This window comes from Lunatimonas sp., from assembly GCF_020832325.1.
GTDB lineage: Bacteria > Bacteroidota > Bacteroidia > Cytophagales > Cyclobacteriaceae > Lunatimonas.
In genome coordinates this window covers 117,954-141,142 of sequence record NZ_JAFIEU010000013.1, presented here as the reverse complement: position 1 = coordinate 141,142, position 23,189 = coordinate 117,954, and the positions used below count along the sequence as shown (strand labels likewise).

The window sequence follows — 23,189 nt, the reverse complement described above, 5'->3', positions numbered from 1 at the left end:
GGTTAGCTTAACACCGATTTTACCACGTTGCCGTGCACATCGGTAAGGCGAAAATCCCTTCCCCCAAAATGGTAGGTTAGGTGAAAATGGTCCACACCCAGCAGATGTAGGATTGTAGCGTGCAGGTCATGGATGCTCACGGGGTTCTCAACCACCCGATACCCGTAGTCGTCCGTTTGCCCGTATATGGTGCCCCCTCTAATCCCCGCGCCGGCCATCCACATACTAAAGGCGGAAGGGTTATGATCCCGTCCATCACTCCCCTGTGCAAAGGGCGTGCGACCAAACTCGCCGGACCAAACTACCAAAGTCTCTTCCAACAGCCCCCTGGATTTCAGGTCCTTGAGCAAGCCGGCAATGGGCTGATCTACTGCATGGGCGTTCCGCTCGTGCCCATCCTTTAGATTGGAATGCTGATCCCAGCGATCTACCCCCCGGCCCACCATGGGGCAGGTGAGCTCCACAAATCTCACACCCCGCTCTACCAGTCTTCGGGCCATCAGGCACTGTGCGCCATAGTTTCGGGTGTTTGGGTCATCTGAAAACAGCCCATACAATCGCTTGGTGGCATCCGTTTCTGCCTGAAACTCCGTTAATTCAGGTACAGACGACTGCATCCGGTAAGCAAGTTCGTAATTGGAGATAGCCGCCTCCACCGCGTCGGCCGTACCCACTGCACCCAAGCGGGACTGATCCAATTCACGGATAAAATCCAGCTTCTCCCGCTGCGGTCTTCCTTCTGCATCGTAGGGATTGATATTGGCTACCGGCTCATCCCCTGCTTTCATGATGGAAGCCTGGTAATCGGCCGGCAAAAAACCGTTTTTGAAGTTATCCACCCCTCCAGGCGGTATCAAGCCCCCGTCCAAAACCACGTATCCTGGAAGGTTACTGTTTTCGCTGCCCAGTCCGTAGTTAATCCAAGCACCCATACTGGGCCTTCCCTGAAGACCACTGCCGGTATGAAGAAAATAATTGGCGTTGGTATGCTCCGGAAAATTGGAGACCATGGACCGGATGAGGGCCAGGTCATCCACGCAGGTAGCGATGTGCGGAAACAGTTCGCTCACCGGCATACCACACTCGCCGTACTGCTTAAACTTCCATGGGCTCATCAATATCTTGCCATTGTCATTAAACTGTGTGGCATCCACCTTGAATTTGGGATCTTGGCCGTTTTCCCGCTCCAAGCGAGGCTTTGGGTCAAAGGAATCTACCTGAGACACTCCTCCATCCATGTACAAAAAAATGACATTTTTGGCTTTGGGTACAAAATGGGGTGTTTTAGCCAGCTGCTCCAAAACCTCCTTGGGCGAAGCCGGCCGGCTGCTTGGCTTACAGCCTGCCGCCATTCCCCCCATCATGCCCATGAAGGCCAGGGAACCAAACCCACATCTGCAAACTTCCAACATTTCCCTCCGGCTAAGGGGCCGGTTTAATCGGTGGTGAAGCGGCTTCCTTTCCATATTTTCACATCAAATAAATAAATTCTTTCAGATTTAGGAGGGAATGGCAAAAGGAAACCCAAACCTCCGGATGGGTCAAGATGTCTTCCTCCTGTACCAAGCCTTCGCGCTGCCCCCAGGCATAGAGCAATGACTTCGCCGTTTCTATTTCATTTGGCTGGGGCAAACGGGAAAATGCTTCCCTATATAGCCGCTCCACGCGTTCGGCAATAGACCGGTCGGAGCCAGCCAAGGTCTTGGAAGCCCAAACCTCTGCCTGACGCACCACAAAGGGATCATTCATCAACAGGAGGGACTGCGCAGGTACATTGGTCACATCCCGCTTTCCAAAGGAGGTAAAGGGTGTAGGGAAATCAAAGGTCTGCAACAGGTGACTCACAAAGTTTCTCCGCACCTCCACATACACGCTTCTACGTCCGTCTCCATCCAATGGCCCTGAATTGCCAGGCCTCCCCCTACCCTGCATAAAACTGGTTAGATGGACGGGGACCGGCTTTCCAAAAGGCTCCAATCGGAGGTTTCCTGCCACACGCAACATGCCATCCCGAATGGCCTCTGCCTCCAGTCGTCTGACCGGATAGCTCGACAGGTACAGGTTTTCTGGATCCTGTGTCTTAGACGACTCCACCGGTTGATAGGACCGCTGAAAGGTCTCCGTCATTACCATCGCCCGAATCAGTTCCTTGACAGACCAGCCCTGTTCCACAAAGGAAAGAGCCAGATAGTCCAGCAACTCCGGATGGCTGGGTAATTTTCCCTGCAAACCAAAATTATCTACCGTCTCCACGATGCCCCTGCCAAATAGGTGGTGCCAAATACGGTTAACCATAACACGGGCTGTCAACGGATTTTCCCGTGAAAGCAAGGCCTCCACCATCTCTACACGTCCACTCCCTACTTCCATAAATGCCGGCTTGCTCGAAGTGATGTCAGGGAGGAAGCGGCGGGGAACCTTTTCCGGAGAAAGCTCAGTATGGCTGCCCCGGATAAACACCGGACTTTCTGTTTTAAAGCCTTCGGTGACACCGCTAAAATAGACGGTGTCTTTGACCGACCCGGTCAAATCCAACCATTGCCGATTCAGATTATCCAGGCCTTCAAGCGACTTGGCTCCCTTTGCCTGACTTACCCACCGATTGAGCGCCTGCACTTCCTCCGCTCCGGATTTAAACTCGACCCAATCTTTTATCATGGAACCCACCGAACCGGATGGCCTGGAAGGCGTAAGCGAAGGTTCTTGCCAGCTATTGTCAAAGGAAATCGCATACTGCACCTCTACATAATCCTGTTCTCCCTGAATGTAATTGTGAGACTGAAACCGGCCTGGCAATATTTCCAAATAGGCCTTGTGTCCTTTCCATTGCCCCACGTCAAAAACCAACTCCTTCCACTCCTCCGAACCGACGGATTGGCTCATGCCTCCATAGATCGGATATTGAATCAGTTGAAAATTATCCATCACCACACGGATGGTCCCCAAGCTTCCCCTAGCTTTTACCCCTAGAAACTGGGAATCTATGGTAAAATCGGGCGAGCGCAGCACGCCAAATTTACCCGTCCCGAAATAGCGACTGGATGCCATACCTTCCTCCAGCCTTTCCAGAGACTTTCCGTCGGCGGTCAATACCGGATTACCTAGGGTGGTTTTTGGACCGAAGGCCATTCCGTCGCTCTTCCAGCCACCGAAATCCTGTCCCCGAAAATCACCCAATACCTTTACATCGGCAGCGGGTGTGGTGTTCCAGTCGTCGAAGGAGGTGAGCTGAAAAGGCGAGGACTCTCCTTGAATAGGCTGCCAAGAAGAGGCAAATTGCTTTCGAATGTGGGCTTGGAGCTTTTGGGCCTCTTGGAGCGTTACTTTTCGGGTTTCCAACTGATGGGCAGGCTGGGGAGAGAAGCGGGTCCCCTCCATGATTCCATACAACGCGTAGTAATCTGCCGTGGGAATGGGGTCAAACTTATGGTCGTGGCATTTGGCGCAAGCAACTGTCAAAGCCTGAAACGCCTTGGTTGTCACGTCGATCATGTTATCGATGCGGTCGGATTCATCTTTTCGGGTGTCCACGGGGCTGTGGGTCCCCTCTCCCAAGGTAAAAAACAAGGTACCCAATACCGACTCGTTGGTGCGGGTCTCTGGATGAACCCTAGGCGACTCCAGGAGATCTCCGGCCAATTGTTCCTTAACAAATGCATCGTAAGGAACGTCGGCATTGAAGGCGCGAATTAGGTAATCCCGATACCGCCAAGCCCCTTGGATGGCATAGTCAAATTCGTGTCCACGGGTTTCCGCATACCGCACCACGTCCATCCAATGCCTGGCCCAACGCTCTCCGTAAGCCGGGGAAGCAAGGTAGCCATCTACCAGCTTGGCATACGCTTGTGGAGAATCGTCTGACAAAAAGGCCGCTAACTCTTCCATCGTCGGGGGCAATCCAGTGAGTACGTAGGATAGCCTGCGAATCAAAGCCTGTTTATCGGCCGTCGCCGACGCTGTCAAACCCTTCTCCCGTTGCTTTTCACGCACAAGGGTATCAATGGCATCGGCAATCGCCATACCTTCAAAGCGTTGAAAATTGGTGGGGTCCGGGGCCACAAAGGCCCAATGGGGCTTGTATTCAGCGCCCTGTTTGATCCACTTTTCAATCAGCGCGACCTCTTCAGGTGTCACCTCCTGATTGGTGGCGGGCGGTGGCATGCGCAACTCGGAATCATGATGGGTGATCCGCTCCAAGAGGTAGGATTTTCCGGGTTTGCCCGGTACAATCGCCCGCTTTCCATTTTCCAGTTTCCCAGTAGCTCCCTCAAATATATCCAGCCGGAGATCCGCCTCGCGGCTGCTGGGATCCGGTCCGTGGCAGAGGTAGCATTTCTGCACCAAAATGGGCTTAATGTGAAAATTAAAGTCCACCACTTCCGGCAAATCAGAGGAAGATATGGGGGTGCTTTCACCACAGCCTACCCCTAAGGCCAGTAAAAAACAACCAATTGCAAGTCGCTGGAAGATAAGGTATACGGATTTAGGGAAAAACATGCCGATTAAATTGGAGCTTTTTGTTAATTCTCTAAGTTATGGCTTAATCCATCAAAAGTCCATGCCTTTTATCCAAAAAGCGAAAAAAAGGCTATTTTTAGGGCAAACAAACGAAAATATGAACATCGGTATTATTGGAATCGGACGAATCGGAAAAATCCACCTGCAAAACTGTTTGACACATTTTCGCGAAATCAATGTCCTAGGCGCCATGAATCCCTCCCAATCCGGGAGAAACTATGCTTCGCAACTAGGCGTTCCTATGGTGACTAATGATGCTAGCGAGCTAATAGCGCATACCGACATTGATGCCATTTTAGTCTGCTCTGCAACAGACAGTCATGCTACCTATGTGGAGCAGGCGGCAAAGGCCGGTAAGGCTATTTTTTGTGAAAAGCCGCTGGACCTTTCCCTAGATAGGGTACGGCAAACACTGGCCCTGGTGGAGGAATGCGGCGTTCCACTGATGCTAGCTTTCAACCAACGGTTTGATCCAAGTTTTGCAGAGGCAAAGCAGCTGATTGATTCGGGAGAACTGGGCAGCATACGCTCCTTGCGCCTGATCAGCCGGGATCCAGGTCCTCCTCCCCTGAGCTATATAAAGCGGTCCGGCGGCATGCTCATGGACATGACCATTCATGATTTTGACATGGCAAGGTACCAAGTCGGGGCCGAAGTGGTTGAGGTATATGCGCGGGGCGCAAATTTGGTCAGCGATGAAATCAAAGAAGCGGGAGACATCGATTTTGCCTCCATAATGCTGACCTTTTCCAATGGGGCCATTGCTACCATCGAAAACTGCCGGGAAACCTCCTATGGCTACGATCAACGCATGGAAGTATTCGGATCCAACGGGATGATCCGAATTGAGAATCCTGTCAAAACCAGCACCCTCTTGTCCGGTCCACTGGGAACGTTGGAGGGCAAAAACCTCGACTTCTTTATGGATCGCTACGCGGAATCCTATCGATTGGAATTGGCTGCTTTCTTTGAGGCACTGACCGCAGGCAAGCCCATGGCTGCCACCGGATATGACGGATTAAAGGCGATGGAAATAGCTGAAGCGGCTATGCGTTCCATCGCCCAAAACCGGCCGGTGAGGTTGGCGTGAAAGCCACTAAAATCTAACCGGTAAATTACTTTTTGATGACTCGTAAATTCCTAAGATTAGCTCCAGGGAACGCCGGGCATCCTTACCAGTGACCATTGGCTCACGGTTGTCGATTACGGCAAGCACCATGTCCTCTACCTGTCCCTGATGTAGGCGAAAATCAATGGCCATGGGGTCGGAAGCGCCACTTCCACCCACGTCTGAATCCGGCAAGCCTGCATCGCTACCAGGTACGTTCCATACCACGATCTTTCCAGCTTCCAGGATAATATTTCCCTTTTCTCCATACACTTCCAACCGCTCGGGATTCCCTGGATAGAGCGCTGTGCCACCGGTAATGGTTCCTATGGCTCCATTCTTAAAACTCACTAGCGCCGCTCCCAAATCTTCTCCCTCTATCGCGTGTACGACCGTTTTAACCTGCCCGAATACAGATTGGGCTTCGCCCATTACATCTAACAGTAGATCGATGGTATGAACTCCCTGATTGATCAGTGCTGCCCCTCCATCTCCTTTTAGGGTTCCTTTCCAGTCGCTGCCACTGTAGTAGGAAGGATCCCTGTACCAATTAATGGCTGCCGTACCCATCAGGAGTCTGCCCAACATTCCATTCTGCACGGCCTGCTTCAGCTTCAGATAACCGGGCTTCAGTCTGTTTTGGAAGATTACGCCCAGCTTCACTCCTGCTCGTTCACAGGCTGCTATGAGTTGATCGGCTCTATCCAAGCTCACCTCGATGGGCTTTTCAAGCAGCACATGCTTACCCGCAGCAGCTGCCGCAATGGCTGGCTCAAGGTGGTTCCCACTGTGCGTACAGATGGCTACAATGTCTATGTCTTTACGTTTTAGAAACTCCTCGATTTGATAATCAGACGGCACCCCAAACTTGTCGGCTGCCTGACGGGCCCTTTCGGCCGTTGAACTGCATACAGCTACCAGTCTTGCGTTTTCGCAAGCGTTGATCGCCGCCGCATGCATGCCGGCAATGGCTCCTGTTCCGATGATTCCAAATCCAAGTTCTTTCTTACTCATAATTATCGAGGGTAGGTTATTATTGATGAAAATTGATTCTTGTCGTTATAGGAATGCACGCTCCCTTAGACCTTTCTCATGGAAGCGGTCATTTCCTCCATCACCCAGTTGGTACGGGCAGCACTGTATCCTGTACTCGGGCAGGTTCCATTTCCCAGCAGCTCCTGTACGATGGAGGTGATCAGGAAATATTGGATATTTTCGGGCATCTCAAACGTAAACCGCTCGCTTGCCCCTGCATCTGTTTTAAGATCCACGTAGGTGTCCCAAAAAGAGGGGTAACTAATCTGTCCTTTGGATCCGACCAAGGTAGTCATATCCGTCTTAGCAGACTCGGAAGAAGCAAAACACCAGACCCCGGAGCCCATCACGCCATTTTCAAATTCGAAGCTGGCCGAAACGATATCTTCCACCCCATACCAGCCGGCTTGATTTCTGGCCAACGCCCGGACAGATTTTACCGGACCCAACAGGTAATCGAGAAAGTCAAGCTGATGGGACCCTAGGTCATAGAAATACCCTCCTCCAGATATATCGGGATTGATTCGCCAGTTTTCATCCGAACCTGTCTTTACATCCGGGTGGGCGGGTTGATTCATCAGTACCTGCACATAGCGCAGGTCACCGATCGCACCGGAGTCGAGCAGGGATTTGATTTTCAGGAAATTGGGCAGGGTTCTCCGGTAGTAGGCAACGAAAAGAGGCACTCCTGCCGCTTCGCAAACACGTATCATCTCCAGACATTCGGAATGGGTACGTGCCATGGGTTTTTCCACATACACCGGCTTTCCAGCCGCAGCAGCTTTTCGGGTGAGCTCCAGGTGTGCGTTGGGCGGGGTAGCGATGTAGATGGCATTGACCTCGGGATCGGCAATGAGCGCATCTGCGTCATCATACCACTTACTTACACCATGCCGCTGAGCATAGTCGCGGACTTTATCAGCGTCCCGTCGCATCACGGCAACCAACCGGGAATTGGCCACTTTTTGCATAGCTGGAGCACTTTTGCGTTCACAAACTGCCCCTACCCCTAGCACGCCCCAGCGTACTTCCTTGTCCGTAAATTCTATCATAGCCTTAAACTTACAAAAATGTTTGCCTATGCCGCAAATGTGGGTTGGGAATTGTTGCTTTACAGAGACGGAAGATTTAAGACATAAGATGTGAGATTCGCTGAATTTACGATCCTGCATCCTTTCCAAAACCACGAAACCGGAGCAATCCTAACCTCATAAACGTGACCCAATATATCGCCGAAGGCATATATCCACGTATATCGCGCAGCATATATCATTTTAGGCATAATCGGGAGAAATAAGAAGCTAGATTCATGTCAGTTAGCGTTATCGTCGCGACACCCTTTCACTTAGAGACGAGTTGAAGTTTGTAAAAGGTAAGGTAATCCTGCTCCTGTCCCACAAAGTCGTCATCCCTGAGGGCGTAAAATGGGTTTTCCATAGATTCGATATTCAAGATGAGTTTGATTTTTGAAGGGATGAGCACCTCGTTGGACCAGCCAGTTCCCGGCCGATAAATTTTGAGGTAATTCTTACGGAATTCAGGATAACGGGAAAAATTTTCCCTTTCCTTTAAATCATTATTCACAAACGTCTCACTATCAATACCCCCAAAATAAGTAACCATGACATGGTTCGGATCTGAAAACACGCCGTAAATCTGAGCTTCGTGCATTTTAATCATTTCTTGGTAGGTCACTGGTGTGCGCTGCCCGGGCAATACTTTGAAGTCAGTAGGTTCCATATCCATACTCCTTACCCAACGGACACTATCGCCCATCGCATAGACATGCAGTATGGGCTCATTGGAAAACGTCACGTACAAACTGTCGTTTTGCAGCGTGAAATTCACGGTAGGACGACCAAAAAACTCGTCTGTGCTGAACTTCGATGTAGGAGGTGTCCGGACAACGGGTTGTGATGTTCCTGTATGGGGATCATACAACTCCAAAAGAGGATAGTCTCTATAAAAATGGTCCATATATGGGCTAACCCCATCGCGTCCAGGATACCATAGCAGTATTCTCTCCTTCCAAACCGCAATGTCCTTACGGTTGTAGGCACCACCTCTGCTTTCCCCTGTGAACGGCATTTTCAAACGCTCCTTTAGATTAAGGTCGCCATCGAAATGATATATATCGTTAAATGAAGTAGTGCCAAAATACTCCCCATCATGTTGCACCAACGATTCTAACCACCTAATAGATCCAGGTCCTTCTTGAGGAAATTCCTTTTTCACCAAAATAGTACCGAGGGAATCGAATTTGATCAGGTGACTGCCGGAAATATTCTTAATCAACCCGATTCCTTCGGAAAAATAACCACCTCTTATATCTCCCAGGTAATCTACCTGAATCGAATCAACTATCACGAGTTCCCACTCATTGGAATCGGAAAGCGGCGTCACGGATTTGTCCTGCTCAGAACAAGCATACAAAGCAATCAAAACACTGACTAGAAGAACACTTCGAAAATTGGTCATCTGGATACCATTTTAACTTTGTAAATTCTCAAAAAATCCTCCTCGTTTTCCTCATCGGGCAATCTTTCCATCCATACATATCCTCCCCCTGATGCGAAGCCACGTTTATTCGTCCCGTCAGGAAATTTAAGTATACCCTTATGGGTCAAGGTCTCTTGATCCAAAACCAAAACTCCCTGATTGACTTCCTTTTCCGCTTCACTATACTGCCGTTCGGCCTCTTCTTCGTCCCCGGATAGCCACAAGCCTTCGAGTACGTTCATGGTCTCTTCCGGAATACCGCCATAGTAATGTACCAATACGTTTCCATCCACCAGGTGTATGTTCCGTGTGGCTGGAGTATTTCCTTTGATCGTTATCGTACCTTGAGAAAATTCTTCCCGGGAGGTTGCAGGAAGTTTGGTAAAACCAGGGATATGCAACTGCACGATGGTGTCAAGTGCGGCCCCTGACGAAAGCAGCGTATACACATGCAACCGATTTTCTCCACCCAACGCAACATACAGTTTATTTCCGGAGACCTCGTAGGCGGGGGCATAGTCACTTTCATAGTAGCCATTCCCGTCCAAAAACTGACTTCCCCCTTCAAAGGGAACGATCTCCATAAAACGCTCATTAACTACATCGATCAATTCCAACGCCCGGAACCGATCGTAAAACGCCTGTTCTCCAGGAAAGGTGTTTCTCGTTCGCACCGATTTACCTATAAGAAAAGGCTGTCCATCCAGCGTCACCGTCTTCATCCCCTTGCCCGGAAAACTCATAAAACCGGCACTACCCAGCGACTCCGGATGGCTTAGCTTTTTGATCAGGTGACCTTGTAGATCGTAAATAAAGACACCTCGCATACCAGTCAGCGCAACCTGGCGGTCATTCAAAAAAACCGGAAACTCCAACAGAAAGCCAAAGGCATCCGGCGTATCTGCCCTTTTCGAAAACCGGCTAACGACCGTGCCCGTTTGGTCCGTAAAAACAAACTCTTTGCCCGGAAAATCATAAAATACCCACCTGTCCATGGCCGCATTCACGCCAATCATGGTCGGATCACCGAGGATGTCTAACTCCAACGAATCTACAACCTCAAACGAAAAGGTGTCCATAAACCCAAGCCCCTCCTCCTTTGGAGTGGCGCACCCGAATAATGCCCCTAGAATAAAAGAGAATATGAATCGTCGGTTCATGGGATTTAAAGTGGCTTTTCAGATCAAACGAATGGACTTAAGAGATGGAATTTAAGACCGCTTTTTAGAAAAATCGGCTTTTGAGAGAGGTTAGATCAAACATACAAACTATAAGATTCGCTAAACTTCTAGTCACACATCGCCAGTAAACTCCCAAAAACGCAGAAATTCTATGTATTTCGCCTTTCAAGAACGTTACGTACGCCGCAGATTACCCGATCGCGCTCCTCCTTGGATAGATTCGACCCACTGGGCAGACATAAACCATCTAGGAAAAGATCCTGAGCTACGCTCCCTCCTATGTAAGGCATGTCCGAAAACACCGGCTGCATATGCATGGGCTTCCAAAGCGGCCTTGATTCGATATTTTCTTTTTGAAGTCCAACTCGAACATCCTCCCGGCTGATACCCCCGGTTTGTCTTGGACGAAATAAAAGCGTACTTAGCCATCGATTGGAAAAGGCTTTTTTTGGCTCATCGATAAACTCTAAACCTGGATACCCTTCCAACGCCTCCCTATAACATGCATAATTATGCCTGCGCTGGTCTACCCGTTCAGCGAGCACTTCCATTTGCCCACGGCCAATACCAGCCGAAATATTACTCATTCGATAATTATAGCCAAGCTCACGGTGTTCATAGTGGGCGTAATCTTCCCGAGCTTGAGTAGCCAAAAAACGGGCTCTCTTAACAAACTGTTCCTTCTTGCTCACCAACGCTCCTCCCCCGCTACTGGTAATTATCTTGTTGCCGTTAAAGGAGAAAATTCCAATATCCCCAAATGTGCCGCAAAATTTATCTTCATAGGTGGAGCCCAGGGCCTCCGCGGCGTCTTCAATAATGGGTATCCCAAAACGATCAGCCACTTCACGGATTTCGTTCATCTTTGCTGGCATCCCATAGAGATCCACCGTAACTATGGCCTTAGGCATCTTCGGCCCTGAACCTACCCGGCCAGCAAGGCATCTTTTGATTGAATCCTCCAACGCTTGTGGACACATATTCCAGGTTTCGGTCTCTGAATCCACAAAAACCGGAACAGCACCCTGATAACGAATTGGATTTGCAGAAGCTGAAAATGTAAAGGACTGGCAGATTACCAAATCATCAACACCAACGCCCAACAACACCAATGCTAAATGTAGCGCGGCAGTACCTGAATTAAGGACTGCGGCATGTCCACAACCCGTATGCTTCACTATCCTATCCTCAAACGCATCGACATTTGGCCCAAGAGGAGCAACCCAATTGGTATTAAATGCTTGCTGAACAAACGTAATCTCCTTGCCACCCATGTGGGGAGAGGACAGTCTAATCTCCGGCATTACGTATTGGGGTGAAATGATACAGAGATTGTCGTCCGTCTTTTGCATAGGATAAACAATAAATTGGTTACATAGTGATCTCCAAGGTAAGTGAAATAATAACCTCTACCGGAAAAACAAGTTCAAAATGAACTCTCCAATTCTATAAGTACTAAGTAAGTAATTTTTTTTTAGTATTATGGTTCAGACAAGGATTTTTTATAAAAAGGCACATATATGAGAGCTATTTCCTTGCTTTTTTACTGGATTTGTTTCTTGCAATGATGCTGCCTACACCTTTACTGACCTTGGTACGCCTAACTGCAAGACAAAAATATCAACCAGGTCTCAAGTCTCTTCCAAAAGACCTTTCATATAAAGTTAATTCATAAAAGGTTCATCTACTTCTTTTTGGACAATTTAAAGTAAACGATCACAGTTGAGGTGACAAAATATCGGATTAGGATAAAGAAAAAATCACATCTTTACTTTGTCTACTGAATTGGCAGAAAACTATTATCGTCCTACTTACCATGTGCCGACCAAATAGGCGATCCTTCTGCTTACCTCCTCGTTGGTAGCTATCGGCTTTACCGTCGCGGCATCGAGCGTTTTACCAAAGGGTGTGTGATCGCGGAAATACACCAGCGTGTTCAATGCAAGCAGGACTTCTACCGGGTCCGTTGTCCCGTTTATCAATTCGATCAGATCTGCAACGGGATCTACTTCAGCGGCTATTCCCATAAACTCAATGGCTCTTAACACCACCATTTTATCCTCGTCTTGCCTTAGTTTTCCGATAGAAGAAGCTAATGGCACCGCCTCAACACCAAACCCAGATGCAACCGTAATGGCCCAGTATTTTTCCAGCTGAGTGCCTGCATCCAAAAAATGCTGCAAAGGACCCTGAGCCTCTTCAAACGAGTACGTACCCAAATCATTGATTTCCAATAACTTTCTTAACTGACTATGATAATTCCTGCCGTAGGCCACGGGATCCTCTATAGCATTTGCTACCAGTTGGCTTTCGGGTAAAAAGCCTAAGTCGCTTTTTTCCAACAATACCTCGTTTAACCGCTGTCGCAGTTGCTGCAATTTTGGCTTAAAGGAAGCCTCATTGGCTAGGTTTCGAATTTCAAAGGGATCTTCCTCCACATCAAACAACATCTCCACCGGCTTTGGCGAGAAGAACCGCGCCTGAAGTGAATCCAGCCTGCCATCTTTGTGCATTTCTCTCCACTCAGAAAAAGCCAGCATCTTATAGCGGTAGTTGTTTTGTAGGGCATCGGGATAAAACGGGTGGTAACTTCTGATATACTTGTACTTCCCCTTGCGAAGTGACCTCACCATGTCATATTTCTCATCAAACCGGTCCGCATGACCGATGGTTTCGTCCCTTGCCTCCACCTCCCTGCTTCGAACTTCCGCTCCCAAAAAAGCGCTGCCATCCATTTGCGACGGAATGTCAATCCCCGCCAAGGAAAGGGCCGTTGGTGCAAAATCAATGAAGCTCACAAACCCATGCTGCTCTTCTCCCGGGTTTGTATCTACCAAGTGTCTGTAATTCTTTGGTATCCTAACCACCAAAGGCACATGAAGCCCTGTCTCGTATAGGTAGCCCTTGCTGCCAGGTAGTACCCCTCCGTGATCTCCAAAATAAAACACAAATGTATTTTCCAACTCTCCGTCAGCATCGAGCTTGCGCAGGGTCTCTCCCACCCAGCGGTCTATTTCCCTAATTTTATCCCTATGGTAAGCGGTGGTAAACCGGAAAATCGGCGTATCCGGGTAATGCGGCGCCAATAGAACCGAGGCAGGTGAATCTGCTGGTTGGTAGGTACCCATCAGCTCCCGGCTAAAATGGAGCCTGCTCTCGTGCGACTCCATAAACGTTTCCTGATGAAAAAAGGGCTGATCAGGTGAGGTCCTATCCCGCCAGCTAGCCTGATTGGAGGAGGCATCCCATACACCGGGTCCTTCCAGCGCATTGTAATCCTTTTTCGCATTGTTGGTTGTATAGTATCCTGCCTTTCGAAGGTAAGCTGGAAACATCTCCAGACCGTCAGGCATGGGTACCAATTCAATCTTCCGGTGCAGGTGCATGCCAGTTCTAGTAGCCAAGGTACCGGTAATCAACGTACTTCTGGCCACCGAGCAAACCGGCGCATTGGAAAAGGCGTGCGTGAAGGTAATTCCCTGCTCCGCCATTCCTCGAATCGCCGGTATTTCTACTCCCAAGGGATCAAACAGGTCCATAAAATGTTTGGAATTATCTTCTGAGATCAGAAAGACAATATTGGGAACGGACGGGCTCTGTGACCTTGTAGCTAGCTGAACCGGTTGATTTACTTCTTGGATACGAGGATCCTTGGCGTGCTCAAAGACCACAACAAAGACCAATAAAAAGGTCAGAAATAGGTTTGGTTGGATTGGATTCATTGGAAGAGAGCGGGTTTCACAATACGTTTGATGGCGCCGAAGCACAGGTATGATCGACAAACTACCTGTTTTGCGTGAAATTACCGAATCATGTACGAAAAAAATGGTGGAAATTCTCTGGACTGCTCAACAACCTACCTCTAAACTACGTCATGGAGAAAACCAAAAAAATCGAACTTATGAAATCGAGCATGATGTGGACATTAATTGTTGGGGCATTTTTTGCGTGCGTACAGGAGGAAGATCTTTCCGGACCCCTACCCATTGGATCATGGGTTCAGGTAGAACGTTTGGATCAGGGACTTACCATACAACAGGTTTCGGATATTCCTTCCAACACCTATGGCTACCGGTTCTTGCCTAACGGCAAGATGATCAACCGTACCCTTAGTGGATGGTGTGCCACACCACCGATCGTAACCCAAGATTACGAAGGAACCTGGCGTCTAGACGGAGATATTTTAACCTGGGAGTCTCCCTTTTGGGGCGGCACCGAAATCCAAGAGTGGAAGATTTCCCCAACCTCTCAGAATCAACTTCAAGTAGAAGTCCTACGCAGGGACTATGTATACACCCTGTAATCACGCGCAGCGAAAGACGTTCGGAGATAAACACAATCCAACCACCTGTGAACATCAAGGAGCAAAGAGCAAATCTCCTGCTCTTTTTTCTGAATGTCGAAAGGTTTAATCCTTACCAGCAATCCGATCAACCAACAAGGCGATGGCCCCATCCCCTGTGACGTTACACGCTGTGCCAAAGCTATCCATCGCAATGTAAAGCGCGATCATTAGTCCGACCATCTCCTCATTGAATCCAAGCATTGCCTGAAGCATACCGATTGCTGCCATGATGGCACCACCTGGCACGCCCGGGGCGGCCACCATGGCAATGCCAAGCATCGGAATAAATCCTCCAAAGATACCCAATCCGATAGGCATACCCTCCAAAATCATCAAGGCAAGTGCACACGCCGTAATCTTCATGATACTGCCCGAAAGGTGTATGGTCGCACACAGCGGAATAACAAATCCGGCAACCTTTTCGGAAACACCCAGCTTCTCCGCTTGTGCCAGCGTGACTGGAATGGTTGCTGCTGAGGATTGGGTACCCAACGCCGTAAAGTACGCGGGCATCATCGTCCCCAACAATCGAAGTGGATTCTTTCTTACGACAGTGCCTGCTATTAGATACTGAAGGAGCAAAAGGAGCACATGCATCGCAAAGATCACCCCCACAATACTCAAAAAAACAGTCAGGATACCGAATACCTTCCCCGTAAATGCCATCTCGGCGAATATCCCGAGAATAAACAGTGGTAATAAAGGGACGATCACTCGCTCAATCAACCGCATGATAATCGTCTGAAAATCCACCACTACCGGCTTCAGCTTGGACCCCTGCTGAAAAGACAAACCCAAACCGATAATAAATGCCAGTACCAAGGCAGACATGACATCAATAACAGGAGGTATCTTAATTGAAAAATAAGAGGCCAAGTCCGCCGTGGGTTCCGTGATCACTTCCGGTGTATTCAGATGTGATTCCAGCAAGGGCGGAAATACAGCAGACGCTATCCCATAGGTGGAAAATCCAGAAAAAAGGGTGAAACCATACGCAATCCCCGTGGTAAAAAGGAGCATCTTACCCGCACCCCTACCGAGGTCGGCAATGGCAGGCATGATCAAACCTAAAATAATCAATGGGATAGCAAACCCTAAAAATTGCCCAAAGAGGGCGTTGAAGGTTGCAAATACCCGGTTAATGGACTCGGGCAGGTAGGTTCCAAACACAATTCCCAAAATAATGGCTACCAACACTTTAAATAGCAGACTGGAAAACAAACGAGTCATTAATGTTTCAAATTTCGAATCAAAAAGCAGGAAACCGAATCCTGCAACCTGACCGCTAAGTTACACGGAATGCCCCACCACATGGCCTGAAGGACAAAATAATTTAACGATACGGCTGAAACTTTCGCGTAAATTAAAGTCAAAACTCCGTCAGTTTTATGGCTATTCCGGCCGCTTACAGCGCTAACAACCTTCTAAAAATAAAATATTTCAAATTTTTTTCAGCTTAATTTCAAGTTGAAAAAATCCGTCATCATAGTAACTGTATCAAAAATGTCATTTAAACCTATCAACGAAAAAGAGATTTAATTATCAATTATCAAATTAGATCTATAAAATTTTTGAAATTCAACAATCGTAAAGCCTAAATTTTACCAAAATTCAAACAATCACAACCTCCTCGGCAAACCGACTCACCGCCGATGATTTTGTGAATTGCGTTTTTTTATTGGTAATTTTTCGGCTGATTTAAAACTTTTCAATTTTATAGAATTTTATTCGGAATTCATTATGTGTGGAATTGTCGCATACACTGGGCCACGGGAAGCTTACCCCGTCATTTTAAAAGGGCTAAAACGATTGGAATACCGTGGCTATGACAGCGCTGGAGTTGCACTGTCTGAAGAGGCCGGCATAGCGGTACATAAAAAAAAGGGAAAAGTCAGCCAATTGGAAGAATCCCTGATCGGAAAACCCCTAAATGCTCAATCGGGAATCGGCCACACACGTTGGGCTACGCACGGGGAACCTTCTGATCGAAACGCACACCCCCATCGCTCATCAAATGGTAAGTTGGCCTTGGTTCACAACGGCATCATCGAAAACTTCGCATCGCTGAAACGAGAGTTGGTAAACAAAGGCTATTCCTTTGAAAGCGACACCGACACGGAGGTCCTATTGAAGTTTATTGAAGATATTTACAACCATCAGAGTGAATCCCTGGAAGAGGCCGTTCGCATTGCACTACGGCGTGTAGTGGGTGCCTATGTGATTATCTTGCTCAATGAAGAGGACCCTGGAACGCTGATTGCCGCCAGAAAAGGAAGTCCTTTGGTCATCGGAATCGGAAAAGGGGAACATTTCTTGGCCTCCGATGCTTCTCCAATTATCGAATACACCAAAGAAGTAGTCTATATAAACGACTACGAAATGGCGATTGTAAAACCCGACGAGCTGATCTTGAAAAACTTGGGTAATGACAAGGTGACCCCTTTTATTACTCAGTTGGATATGGAATTGGCGGCTATTGAAAAAGGTGGGTTTGAACATTTCATGCTCAAGGAGATTTTTGAACAGCCTACCACGGTCTTTGATTGCCTTCGGGGCAGACTGGACGCCAAGGAAGGAACGATTACCATGGGTGGTGTAGATCCTCACCTGGATAAACTAACCAACGCAAGCCGAATCATCATGCTTGCATGCGGGACCTCTTGGCATGCAGGATTAGTAGCAGAATATGTTTTTGAAGAGCTCTGTAGGATTCCCGTTGAGGTGGAATATGCTTCTGAGTTTCGGTACCGCAACCCGGTGGTCCGGGAGGGTGATATTATACTTGCCATTTCTCAAAGCGGAGAAACAGCCGATACGCTCGTAGCGATGGACATGGCAAAAAAACACGGAGCCTTCCTCTTTGGTGTAGTCAACGTGGTTGGGTCCAGCATTTCCCGTATGTCCAACGCCGGAGCCTACACCCATGCAGGTCCGGAGATCGGTGTGGCTTCCACCAAGGCGTTCACCGCGCAGTTGGCCGTTCTCATGATGATAGCCATCAAGGTTGCCTACGCCAAAGGTACCATCGATCAAAAACGCTACCTCCACCTCATCGGGGAGTTAGATGCAGTTCCCGGTAAGATCGAGACGATCTTGGAATCCAAAGAAAGAATACAAAAGACCGCCGAACGGTACAAAGATGCAAGAGATTTTCTCTATTTAGGCCGGGGCTACAACTTTCCCATAGCGCTGGAAGGAGCCCTAAAACTGAAAGAAATCTCCTATATTCATGCGGAGGGCTACCCCGCTGCGGAGATGAAACACGGACCCATCGCGCTGGTTGAGGAAACCCTCCCCGTCGTTTTTGTGGCCACCAAAGATGCCTACCACGAAAAAATCTTAAGCAACGCACAGGAGATCAAAGCCCGTAAAGGCAAGGTGATTGCAGTAATCTCAGAAGGTGATGATGCCTTTGCCTTCCTTGCAGATGAAACCCTTCCGGTGCCCGCAGCTGACGAACTCATCGCTCCGCTGTTGACTGTCATTCCGCTGCAACTATTGGCTTACTATATCGGAAATGCAAAGGGTTTGGATGTGGACAAACCGCGTAACTTGGCAAAGTCAGTAACAGTCGAATAGCTCTCCCTTGCGCTTTTCATCCACCTATTTCAAAACCGATATCTCATGAACTTGATCAAAAGATCTCCCATACAAAGCTTAGGCTATCAATTTATTCCGGAGGCGTTCATACCCGAGGGAAAGGACGAGTACTACCTGCGAAACATTCAAAATAGAAGCGGCATTGCTTACCGACAGTTGAATGCCATGGAAATAGAAATCCTGGTACGCAACAGAAATCAATCGGATGACTGGAACAAGCTACTGGTTTCAGATGAGTTTAATCCAGAACTCGTCAAAAACTGCAAGTTTTTCGGATTGGTTCGTATCGGGAAATTGGAACCCTGCTACCTCGAATACCATAACCTGCGTATGCCGGTAGGTATTTATAACAGCACCATCATCAGTTGTGACTTGGGTGATAACGTGGTCATCGACAATGTACACTACCTCTCCCATTACATCTTGGGCAACGAAGTTATTTTGGTAAATGTAAACGAGATGTCCACCACCAACTATGCAAAATTTGGAAACGGGATCGTCAAGGAGGGAGAAGATCCCGCTATCCGTATCTGGCTAGAGCTTTGCAATGAAAATGGGGGCCGAAAAGTGATCCCATTCAGCGGCATGCTGCCGGGGGATGCGTGGATCTGGTCCAGGTTCCGGACAGACCGCGTTCTGCAAGACAAATTGGTCCAAATCACTCAAAACAGCTTTGACACGCGCAGGGGTTATTATGGAAAGGTGGGCGATCGCTGCATCATCAAAAACTGCCTAATCATCAAGGATGTCTGGATTGGCTCAGACGCCTATATCAAAGGGGCCAACAAACTGAAAAATCTAACGATACACTCCCATGCGGAAGCCTCTTCCCAAATTGGTGAAGGCTGTGAATTGGTAAACGGAATCATCAGCGAGGGATGTAGGGTTTTCTATGGGGTAAAGGCCGTGCGTTTTGCGATGGCTTCACACAGTCAGCTGAAATACGGTGCCCGCCTTATCAACTCCTATTTGGGCAACAATTCTACCATTTCCTGTTGCGAAGTGCTTAACTCCCTCATTTTTCCGAGCCACGAACAGCACCACAACAATTCCTTTTTATGCGCATCTCTTTTACAAGGTCAATCAAACATGGCCGCGGGAGCCACGGTGGGTTCTAACCACAACTCCCGGGGAGCGGATGGGGAGTTGGTTGCCGGGCGTGGCTTCTGGCCGGGTCTCTGCGTCAGTGTGAAGCACAACTCCCGATTTGCGACCTTCAACATCCTCGCCAAAGGGGACTACCCCGCAGAATTGGATATACCCCTCCCCTTTTCGCTAATCAGTCATCAGGTTCACCTAAACCGGGTTCAGGTAATGCCAGCCTATTGGTTTAAATACAATCTCTACGCTCTGGCTAGAAATGCGTGGAAATACCGTGAACGGGATAAGCGAATTGAAAAAACCCAATGGTTGGAATTCGAGTACCTCGCGCCGGACAGTGTGCAAGAAATGGTCGATGCGATTCCAACGCTTGAGATGGCAGTTGGCAAAGCCTTTTTAATTGCAGATTTGGATGCTCGAAGCTATGTGTTCCAACATGCGGGGGATCTGGGAAGGCAACTACTAAAAGCGAAGGATCCCCGTATCCAGGAGTTAGTTGTCACCGTAGATGGCTGGGAAAACAGCAAACGGCAGATAGAGCTGACGAAAGTTCCGGATGCATGGCACATTTTTCACCGGATGATTGCTTTCCACGCGGTGCAGTGCGCTATTGGATGCCCGGAGATCAACGAATTCCAATACTGGGAGAATGTCAAACAACTACTGCCAAACACTTTTGGGAAATGGCAGTGGAAGAATGTAGGGGGTCAATTGATGCCAGCGGCAATCCTATCCGAACTAATCGATGAGGTCAAGTCTCCACAAGTATCTACCTGGCCGGAGGTTCATGCGCTATACACAGCAGCTTCGTTGTCCTATCCCACCTGGAAATGTGCCCACGGTCTTCAGTCCCTGTTCGAAGCGCGCCAGGTGATTAGAGAGGATTTTGGCCAAAGGGAGTGGGAACAGGTATTGAGGGAGTCCGTGGATACCCGACGGTGGCTATCTGAGCAGACCTATCTTTCCCGACAAAAGGACTACCAAAACCGGTTCAGAAACATGGTGTACGATAGCATGGAGGAGCGGGACTTGATTTTAGGGTCCTTGGAGGACAATGGCTTTATTCAGCAGGAACAGCGCGAATGTAAGGCGTTTGTGGATAAAGTGGAAACGGCCCTTAAAAAAACAGTGCATTCCTAAAAATATTAAACCGGATCTAATAGTCGCCAATTCAGCTAAGTGGTCTGGTTTTTTTGCAGGATCACCACGCAAACTGGAACAAAATTAATTAAAAATCAGCTACCTAATTTGGCCATAGTTACTTGGTCAGATGCTGTTTAATCTCCCGAATACGTTCCTTGATACTTATCTGACCATACTCGATGGGGTCGACGACGGCTTTCAAAAAGTCTGCCACGGCGCCTTCGTGAGGAGTGGACCTACCGTCCACCATGGTTACATAACGCATGGTGGTCCACATTAGCGTCTTAAGCTCTTCTTTACTGTCATCGGTCATGTAATATTCCACCACAACGGTCTGATGGTCGTACCATACCACCCTGCTCATGATCCGTACCCATTCGCCTACTTTTGCCGGGCGTATATAGGAGATATTGTGGTTGTAGATAACCCACGCTGCCTTGTATTTCCGAATAAAATCGATCATCTCCACACCGTATAACTTGGGAACCTGGTCTTCCCTGGCATTGAAGAAATAATCGAAGTACTTGGCGTTATTGAGGTGCTGAAGCGGGTCGCAATCTTGAAACCGAATGACCACCCTGCTCTCTGTTTCCTTTGGATAATGTCTTTCCGGATCGAATTCAAACATGCCTTGGATTTTTTTGAGGATTAACAATAGCTGCAAAGATATATGATTTATATCATGGTTACTTTCTGGATTATTGTTTAAATTGACGTTTTACGCACATTAACCCTCAAAGGTCATGAAAATTCTGGTTCCAACAGATCTATCGGAAAACGCCAAAAACGCGCTGGATTTTGCGAAAAAATATGCGCTGCTCCATGATGCATCCATTACGTTGTTGTATGCTTATTACGCTGTATACGACTTTGCCGCACAAGCGGAAGAGATCGTCGCAGCTATCGAGGAAGATGCCAACAAGGCCCTTCGGGAAGAAATAAACGCCAATGCAGATCCGCTGTACATCGACTACAAAATTGTACAGGGAACCATTTCCACCAGCATCAACGCAACAGTTCTTTCCGGTGATTACGACCTGATCATCATGGGAACCCAAGGGGCCAGCGGAATCAAAAAAGCACTTATCGGGTCCAATACGGCTACGGTGATAAAGGAAAGCCAAGTACCCGTGATAGCAGTCCCAGCAGGCGCCCGATTTGAATCGGTAAAGTCTATCACCGTATCGGTAGAACTCTCCAATGAGGACGAGAAATTACTCAAAAAAGTAACCGACCTGACCGAAAACTGGGACCTACCTTACACCATTTTACATGTGTCTCAAAATGAAGACTTTAACAAAGAGCTTTCCTTCAAAGGCTTGCAGGTTCATCTGAGAGACACCTACCCGGACGACGAATTTGATTTTGTAAAGATTGCTTCTCCTGACTATGATACGGGTGCACAGAACTATCTAAAAGATCAAAACGACACCCTAATGGTCATGCTTTCAAAAAATAAGACCTTTTTTGAATTTCTATTTAATAAAAGTCAGAGTGTCGCATTCGCATACCACACCCATGTACCGCTCTTAGTAGTAAAATAATCGCCACAAACAGGAATGAAGCCAATTACATACATATGAAATCGAGCATGGCGTAGCCGTCACACGCATGGTTGCCGGTAGGCAGGGATTCCATATGACCACTGAAAACCCATTTGACACATATGAAAGCGATTTGCATTAGCCAGCCAGGTGGTCCCGACGTCTTACATCTGAAGGAAAGGGAAATCCCCCAACCCGGGCCCCAGGATGTGTTGATTCAGGTGGCAGCGGCGGGCGTAAACAGGCCCGATGTGTCTCAGCGTAAAGGCAACTATCCGGCACCACCGGATGCCCCTGCTGACATTCCCGGGCTGGAAGTGTCCGGCACCATCGTGGCAGTGGGAAATAACGTAAAACTCTGGGAGGTCGGTGACCAGGTTTGCGCGCTGCTTGCGGGCGGTGGATACGCCGAGTTTGTAATAGCACCCGAGGAACAATGTTTGATTATCCCCGAAGGAGTTAGCTTACAAGAGGCGGCTTCCCTCCCGGAAACATTCTTCACCGTTTGGAACAATGTATTTGACATTGGAAAGTTTTCAAAAGGTGAGCGAGTTCTAGTACACGGGGGCAGCAGTGGTATTGGAACCTCTGCCATACAGATGGTTAAGGCGTTGGGTGGTACCGTATTCGTGACTGCTGGAAGTGAGGAAAAATGTTCATTTTGCCGGAAACTGGGCGCTGATTTAGCGATAAATTACCGCAAGGATGACTTTGAAAAAGTACTTACTCAATATACCGACGGCAAGGGAGTAGACATCGTACTGGACATGGTCGGTGCTGCCTATACCGAGTCAAATATCAACCTACTCGCGCATGGAGGGCGGTTGATAATCATCAATGCCATGAAGGGGCGCATGGGATCCGTAGACCTCATTCAGGTGATGAAAAAACGGCTGACGCTGACGGGGTCCACGCTGCGACCCCAGACCCCTGCCTACAAAGGACAAATAGCCAGAGCATTGATGTCAAAGGTATGGCCCTTTTTCCCGGATGAGATAAAGCCCTGTATCTACCAGACCTTTCCGCTAGCAGAGGCGGCGGCGGCGCATGAACTGATGGAACGTTCGGATCACATGGGCAAGATCCTCTTAGAAATCCAATCTACAATCTAATAA

General features: G+C 48.3%; 16 protein-coding genes. 6 read left to right on the top strand and 10 right to left on the bottom strand.

The genetic code is table 11. The features are described 5' to 3' along the window. Nucleotides 1-2: 2 nt before the first annotated feature. Both JJU34_RS04810 and JJU34_RS04805 read right to left on the bottom strand, forming a co-directional pair. Nucleotides 3-1,466 (bottom strand): DUF1501 domain-containing protein, encoded by a 1,464-nt coding sequence (locus JJU34_RS04810; RefSeq protein WP_228691187.1) that lies wholly within the window; start codon nucleotides 1,464-1,466, stop codon nucleotides 3-5. Between the two features lie 4 nt (nucleotides 1,467-1,470). Then, nucleotides 1,471-4,497 carry a PSD1 and planctomycete cytochrome C domain-containing protein gene (locus JJU34_RS04805; protein ID WP_228691186.1) on the bottom strand — a complete coding sequence of 1,009 codons (3,027 nt, stop codon included), beginning with the start codon at nucleotides 4,495-4,497 and terminating at the stop codon, nucleotides 1,471-1,473. Between the two features lie 118 nt (nucleotides 4,498-4,615). Between JJU34_RS04805 and iolG the strand changes: the two genes are divergently transcribed. Then, nucleotides 4,616-5,608 (top strand): inositol 2-dehydrogenase, encoded by a 993-nt coding sequence (iolG, locus tag JJU34_RS04800; protein WP_228691185.1) that lies wholly within the window; start codon nucleotides 4,616-4,618, stop codon nucleotides 5,606-5,608. A gap of 6 nt (nucleotides 5,609-5,614) precedes the next feature. On the opposite strand, the gene JJU34_RS04795 is transcribed toward iolG, so the two are convergent. The 6 genes from JJU34_RS04795 to JJU34_RS04770 form a co-directional block, all read right to left on the bottom strand. Further along, the gene (locus tag JJU34_RS04795) at nucleotides 5,615-6,640 is read right to left on the bottom strand and encodes a Gfo/Idh/MocA family oxidoreductase (RefSeq protein ID WP_228691184.1); all 1,026 of its coding nucleotides are present in this window, start codon (nucleotides 6,638-6,640) and stop codon (nucleotides 5,615-5,617) included. A 65-nt stretch (nucleotides 6,641-6,705) separates the two neighbouring features. Further along, nucleotides 6,706-7,713, bottom strand: coding sequence for a Gfo/Idh/MocA family oxidoreductase (locus JJU34_RS04790; protein WP_228691183.1), 1,008 nt, complete (start codon nucleotides 7,711-7,713; stop codon nucleotides 6,706-6,708). A gap of 289 nt (nucleotides 7,714-8,002) precedes the next feature. Further along, a complete protein-coding gene (locus tag JJU34_RS04785) occupies nucleotides 8,003-9,139 on the bottom strand; it encodes a hypothetical protein (protein WP_228691182.1) in 1,137 nt (378 codons plus the stop codon). Then, the gene (locus JJU34_RS04780; protein ID WP_228691181.1) at nucleotides 9,136-10,320 is read right to left on the bottom strand and encodes a hypothetical protein; all 1,185 of its coding nucleotides are present in this window, start codon (nucleotides 10,318-10,320) and stop codon (nucleotides 9,136-9,138) included. The genes JJU34_RS04785 and JJU34_RS04780 overlap by 4 nt, the downstream gene beginning before the upstream one ends. Before the next feature lie 170 nt (nucleotides 10,321-10,490). Then, entirely contained in the window at nucleotides 10,491-11,693 is a 1,203-nt protein-coding gene (locus tag JJU34_RS04775; RefSeq protein ID WP_301005322.1) for a DegT/DnrJ/EryC1/StrS family aminotransferase, read from the bottom strand. Nucleotides 11,694-12,152: 459 nt separating this feature from the next. Then, nucleotides 12,153-14,063, bottom strand: a complete 1,911-nt coding sequence (locus JJU34_RS04770; RefSeq protein WP_228691180.1) for a sulfatase — start codon at nucleotides 14,061-14,063, stop codon at nucleotides 12,153-12,155. 179 nt (nucleotides 14,064-14,242) lie between these two features. Here JJU34_RS04770 and JJU34_RS04765 point away from each other — a divergent pair, with 179 nt between their 5' ends. Next, the gene (locus JJU34_RS04765) at nucleotides 14,243-14,644 is read left to right on the top strand and encodes a hypothetical protein (protein WP_228691179.1); all 402 of its coding nucleotides are present in this window, start codon (nucleotides 14,243-14,245) and stop codon (nucleotides 14,642-14,644) included. Between the two features lie 105 nt (nucleotides 14,645-14,749). On the opposite strand, the gene JJU34_RS04760 is transcribed toward JJU34_RS04765, so the two are convergent. Then, nucleotides 14,750-15,916 (bottom strand): dicarboxylate/amino acid:cation symporter, encoded by a 1,167-nt coding sequence (locus JJU34_RS04760; protein WP_228691178.1) that lies wholly within the window; start codon nucleotides 15,914-15,916, stop codon nucleotides 14,750-14,752. Nucleotides 15,917-16,426: 510 nt separating this feature from the next. Between JJU34_RS04760 and glmS the strand changes: the two genes are divergently transcribed. Both glmS and JJU34_RS04750 read left to right on the top strand, forming a co-directional pair. Continuing rightward, nucleotides 16,427-18,265, top strand: coding sequence for a glutamine--fructose-6-phosphate transaminase (isomerizing) (gene glmS, locus JJU34_RS04755; RefSeq protein ID WP_228691177.1), 1,839 nt, complete (start codon nucleotides 16,427-16,429; stop codon nucleotides 18,263-18,265). A gap of 45 nt (nucleotides 18,266-18,310) precedes the next feature. After that, nucleotides 18,311-20,527, top strand: a complete 2,217-nt coding sequence (locus JJU34_RS04750; protein ID WP_228691176.1) for a DUF4954 family protein — start codon at nucleotides 18,311-18,313, stop codon at nucleotides 20,525-20,527. A gap of 118 nt (nucleotides 20,528-20,645) precedes the next feature. Here the strand turns inward: JJU34_RS04750 and JJU34_RS04745 are convergent, their stop codons facing one another. Continuing rightward, a complete protein-coding gene (locus tag JJU34_RS04745) occupies nucleotides 20,646-21,158 on the bottom strand; it encodes an acyl-CoA thioesterase (protein ID WP_228691252.1) in 513 nt (170 codons plus the stop codon). 115 nt (nucleotides 21,159-21,273) lie between these two features. Between JJU34_RS04745 and JJU34_RS04740 the strand changes: the two genes are divergently transcribed. Beyond that, nucleotides 21,274-22,074, top strand: a complete 801-nt coding sequence (locus JJU34_RS04740; protein ID WP_228691175.1) for a universal stress protein — start codon at nucleotides 21,274-21,276, stop codon at nucleotides 22,072-22,074. Between the two features lie 122 nt (nucleotides 22,075-22,196). Continuing rightward, the gene (locus JJU34_RS04735) at nucleotides 22,197-23,186 is read left to right on the top strand and encodes an NAD(P)H-quinone oxidoreductase (RefSeq protein ID WP_228691174.1); all 990 of its coding nucleotides are present in this window, start codon (nucleotides 22,197-22,199) and stop codon (nucleotides 23,184-23,186) included. Nucleotides 23,187-23,189 lie beyond the last annotated feature (3 nt).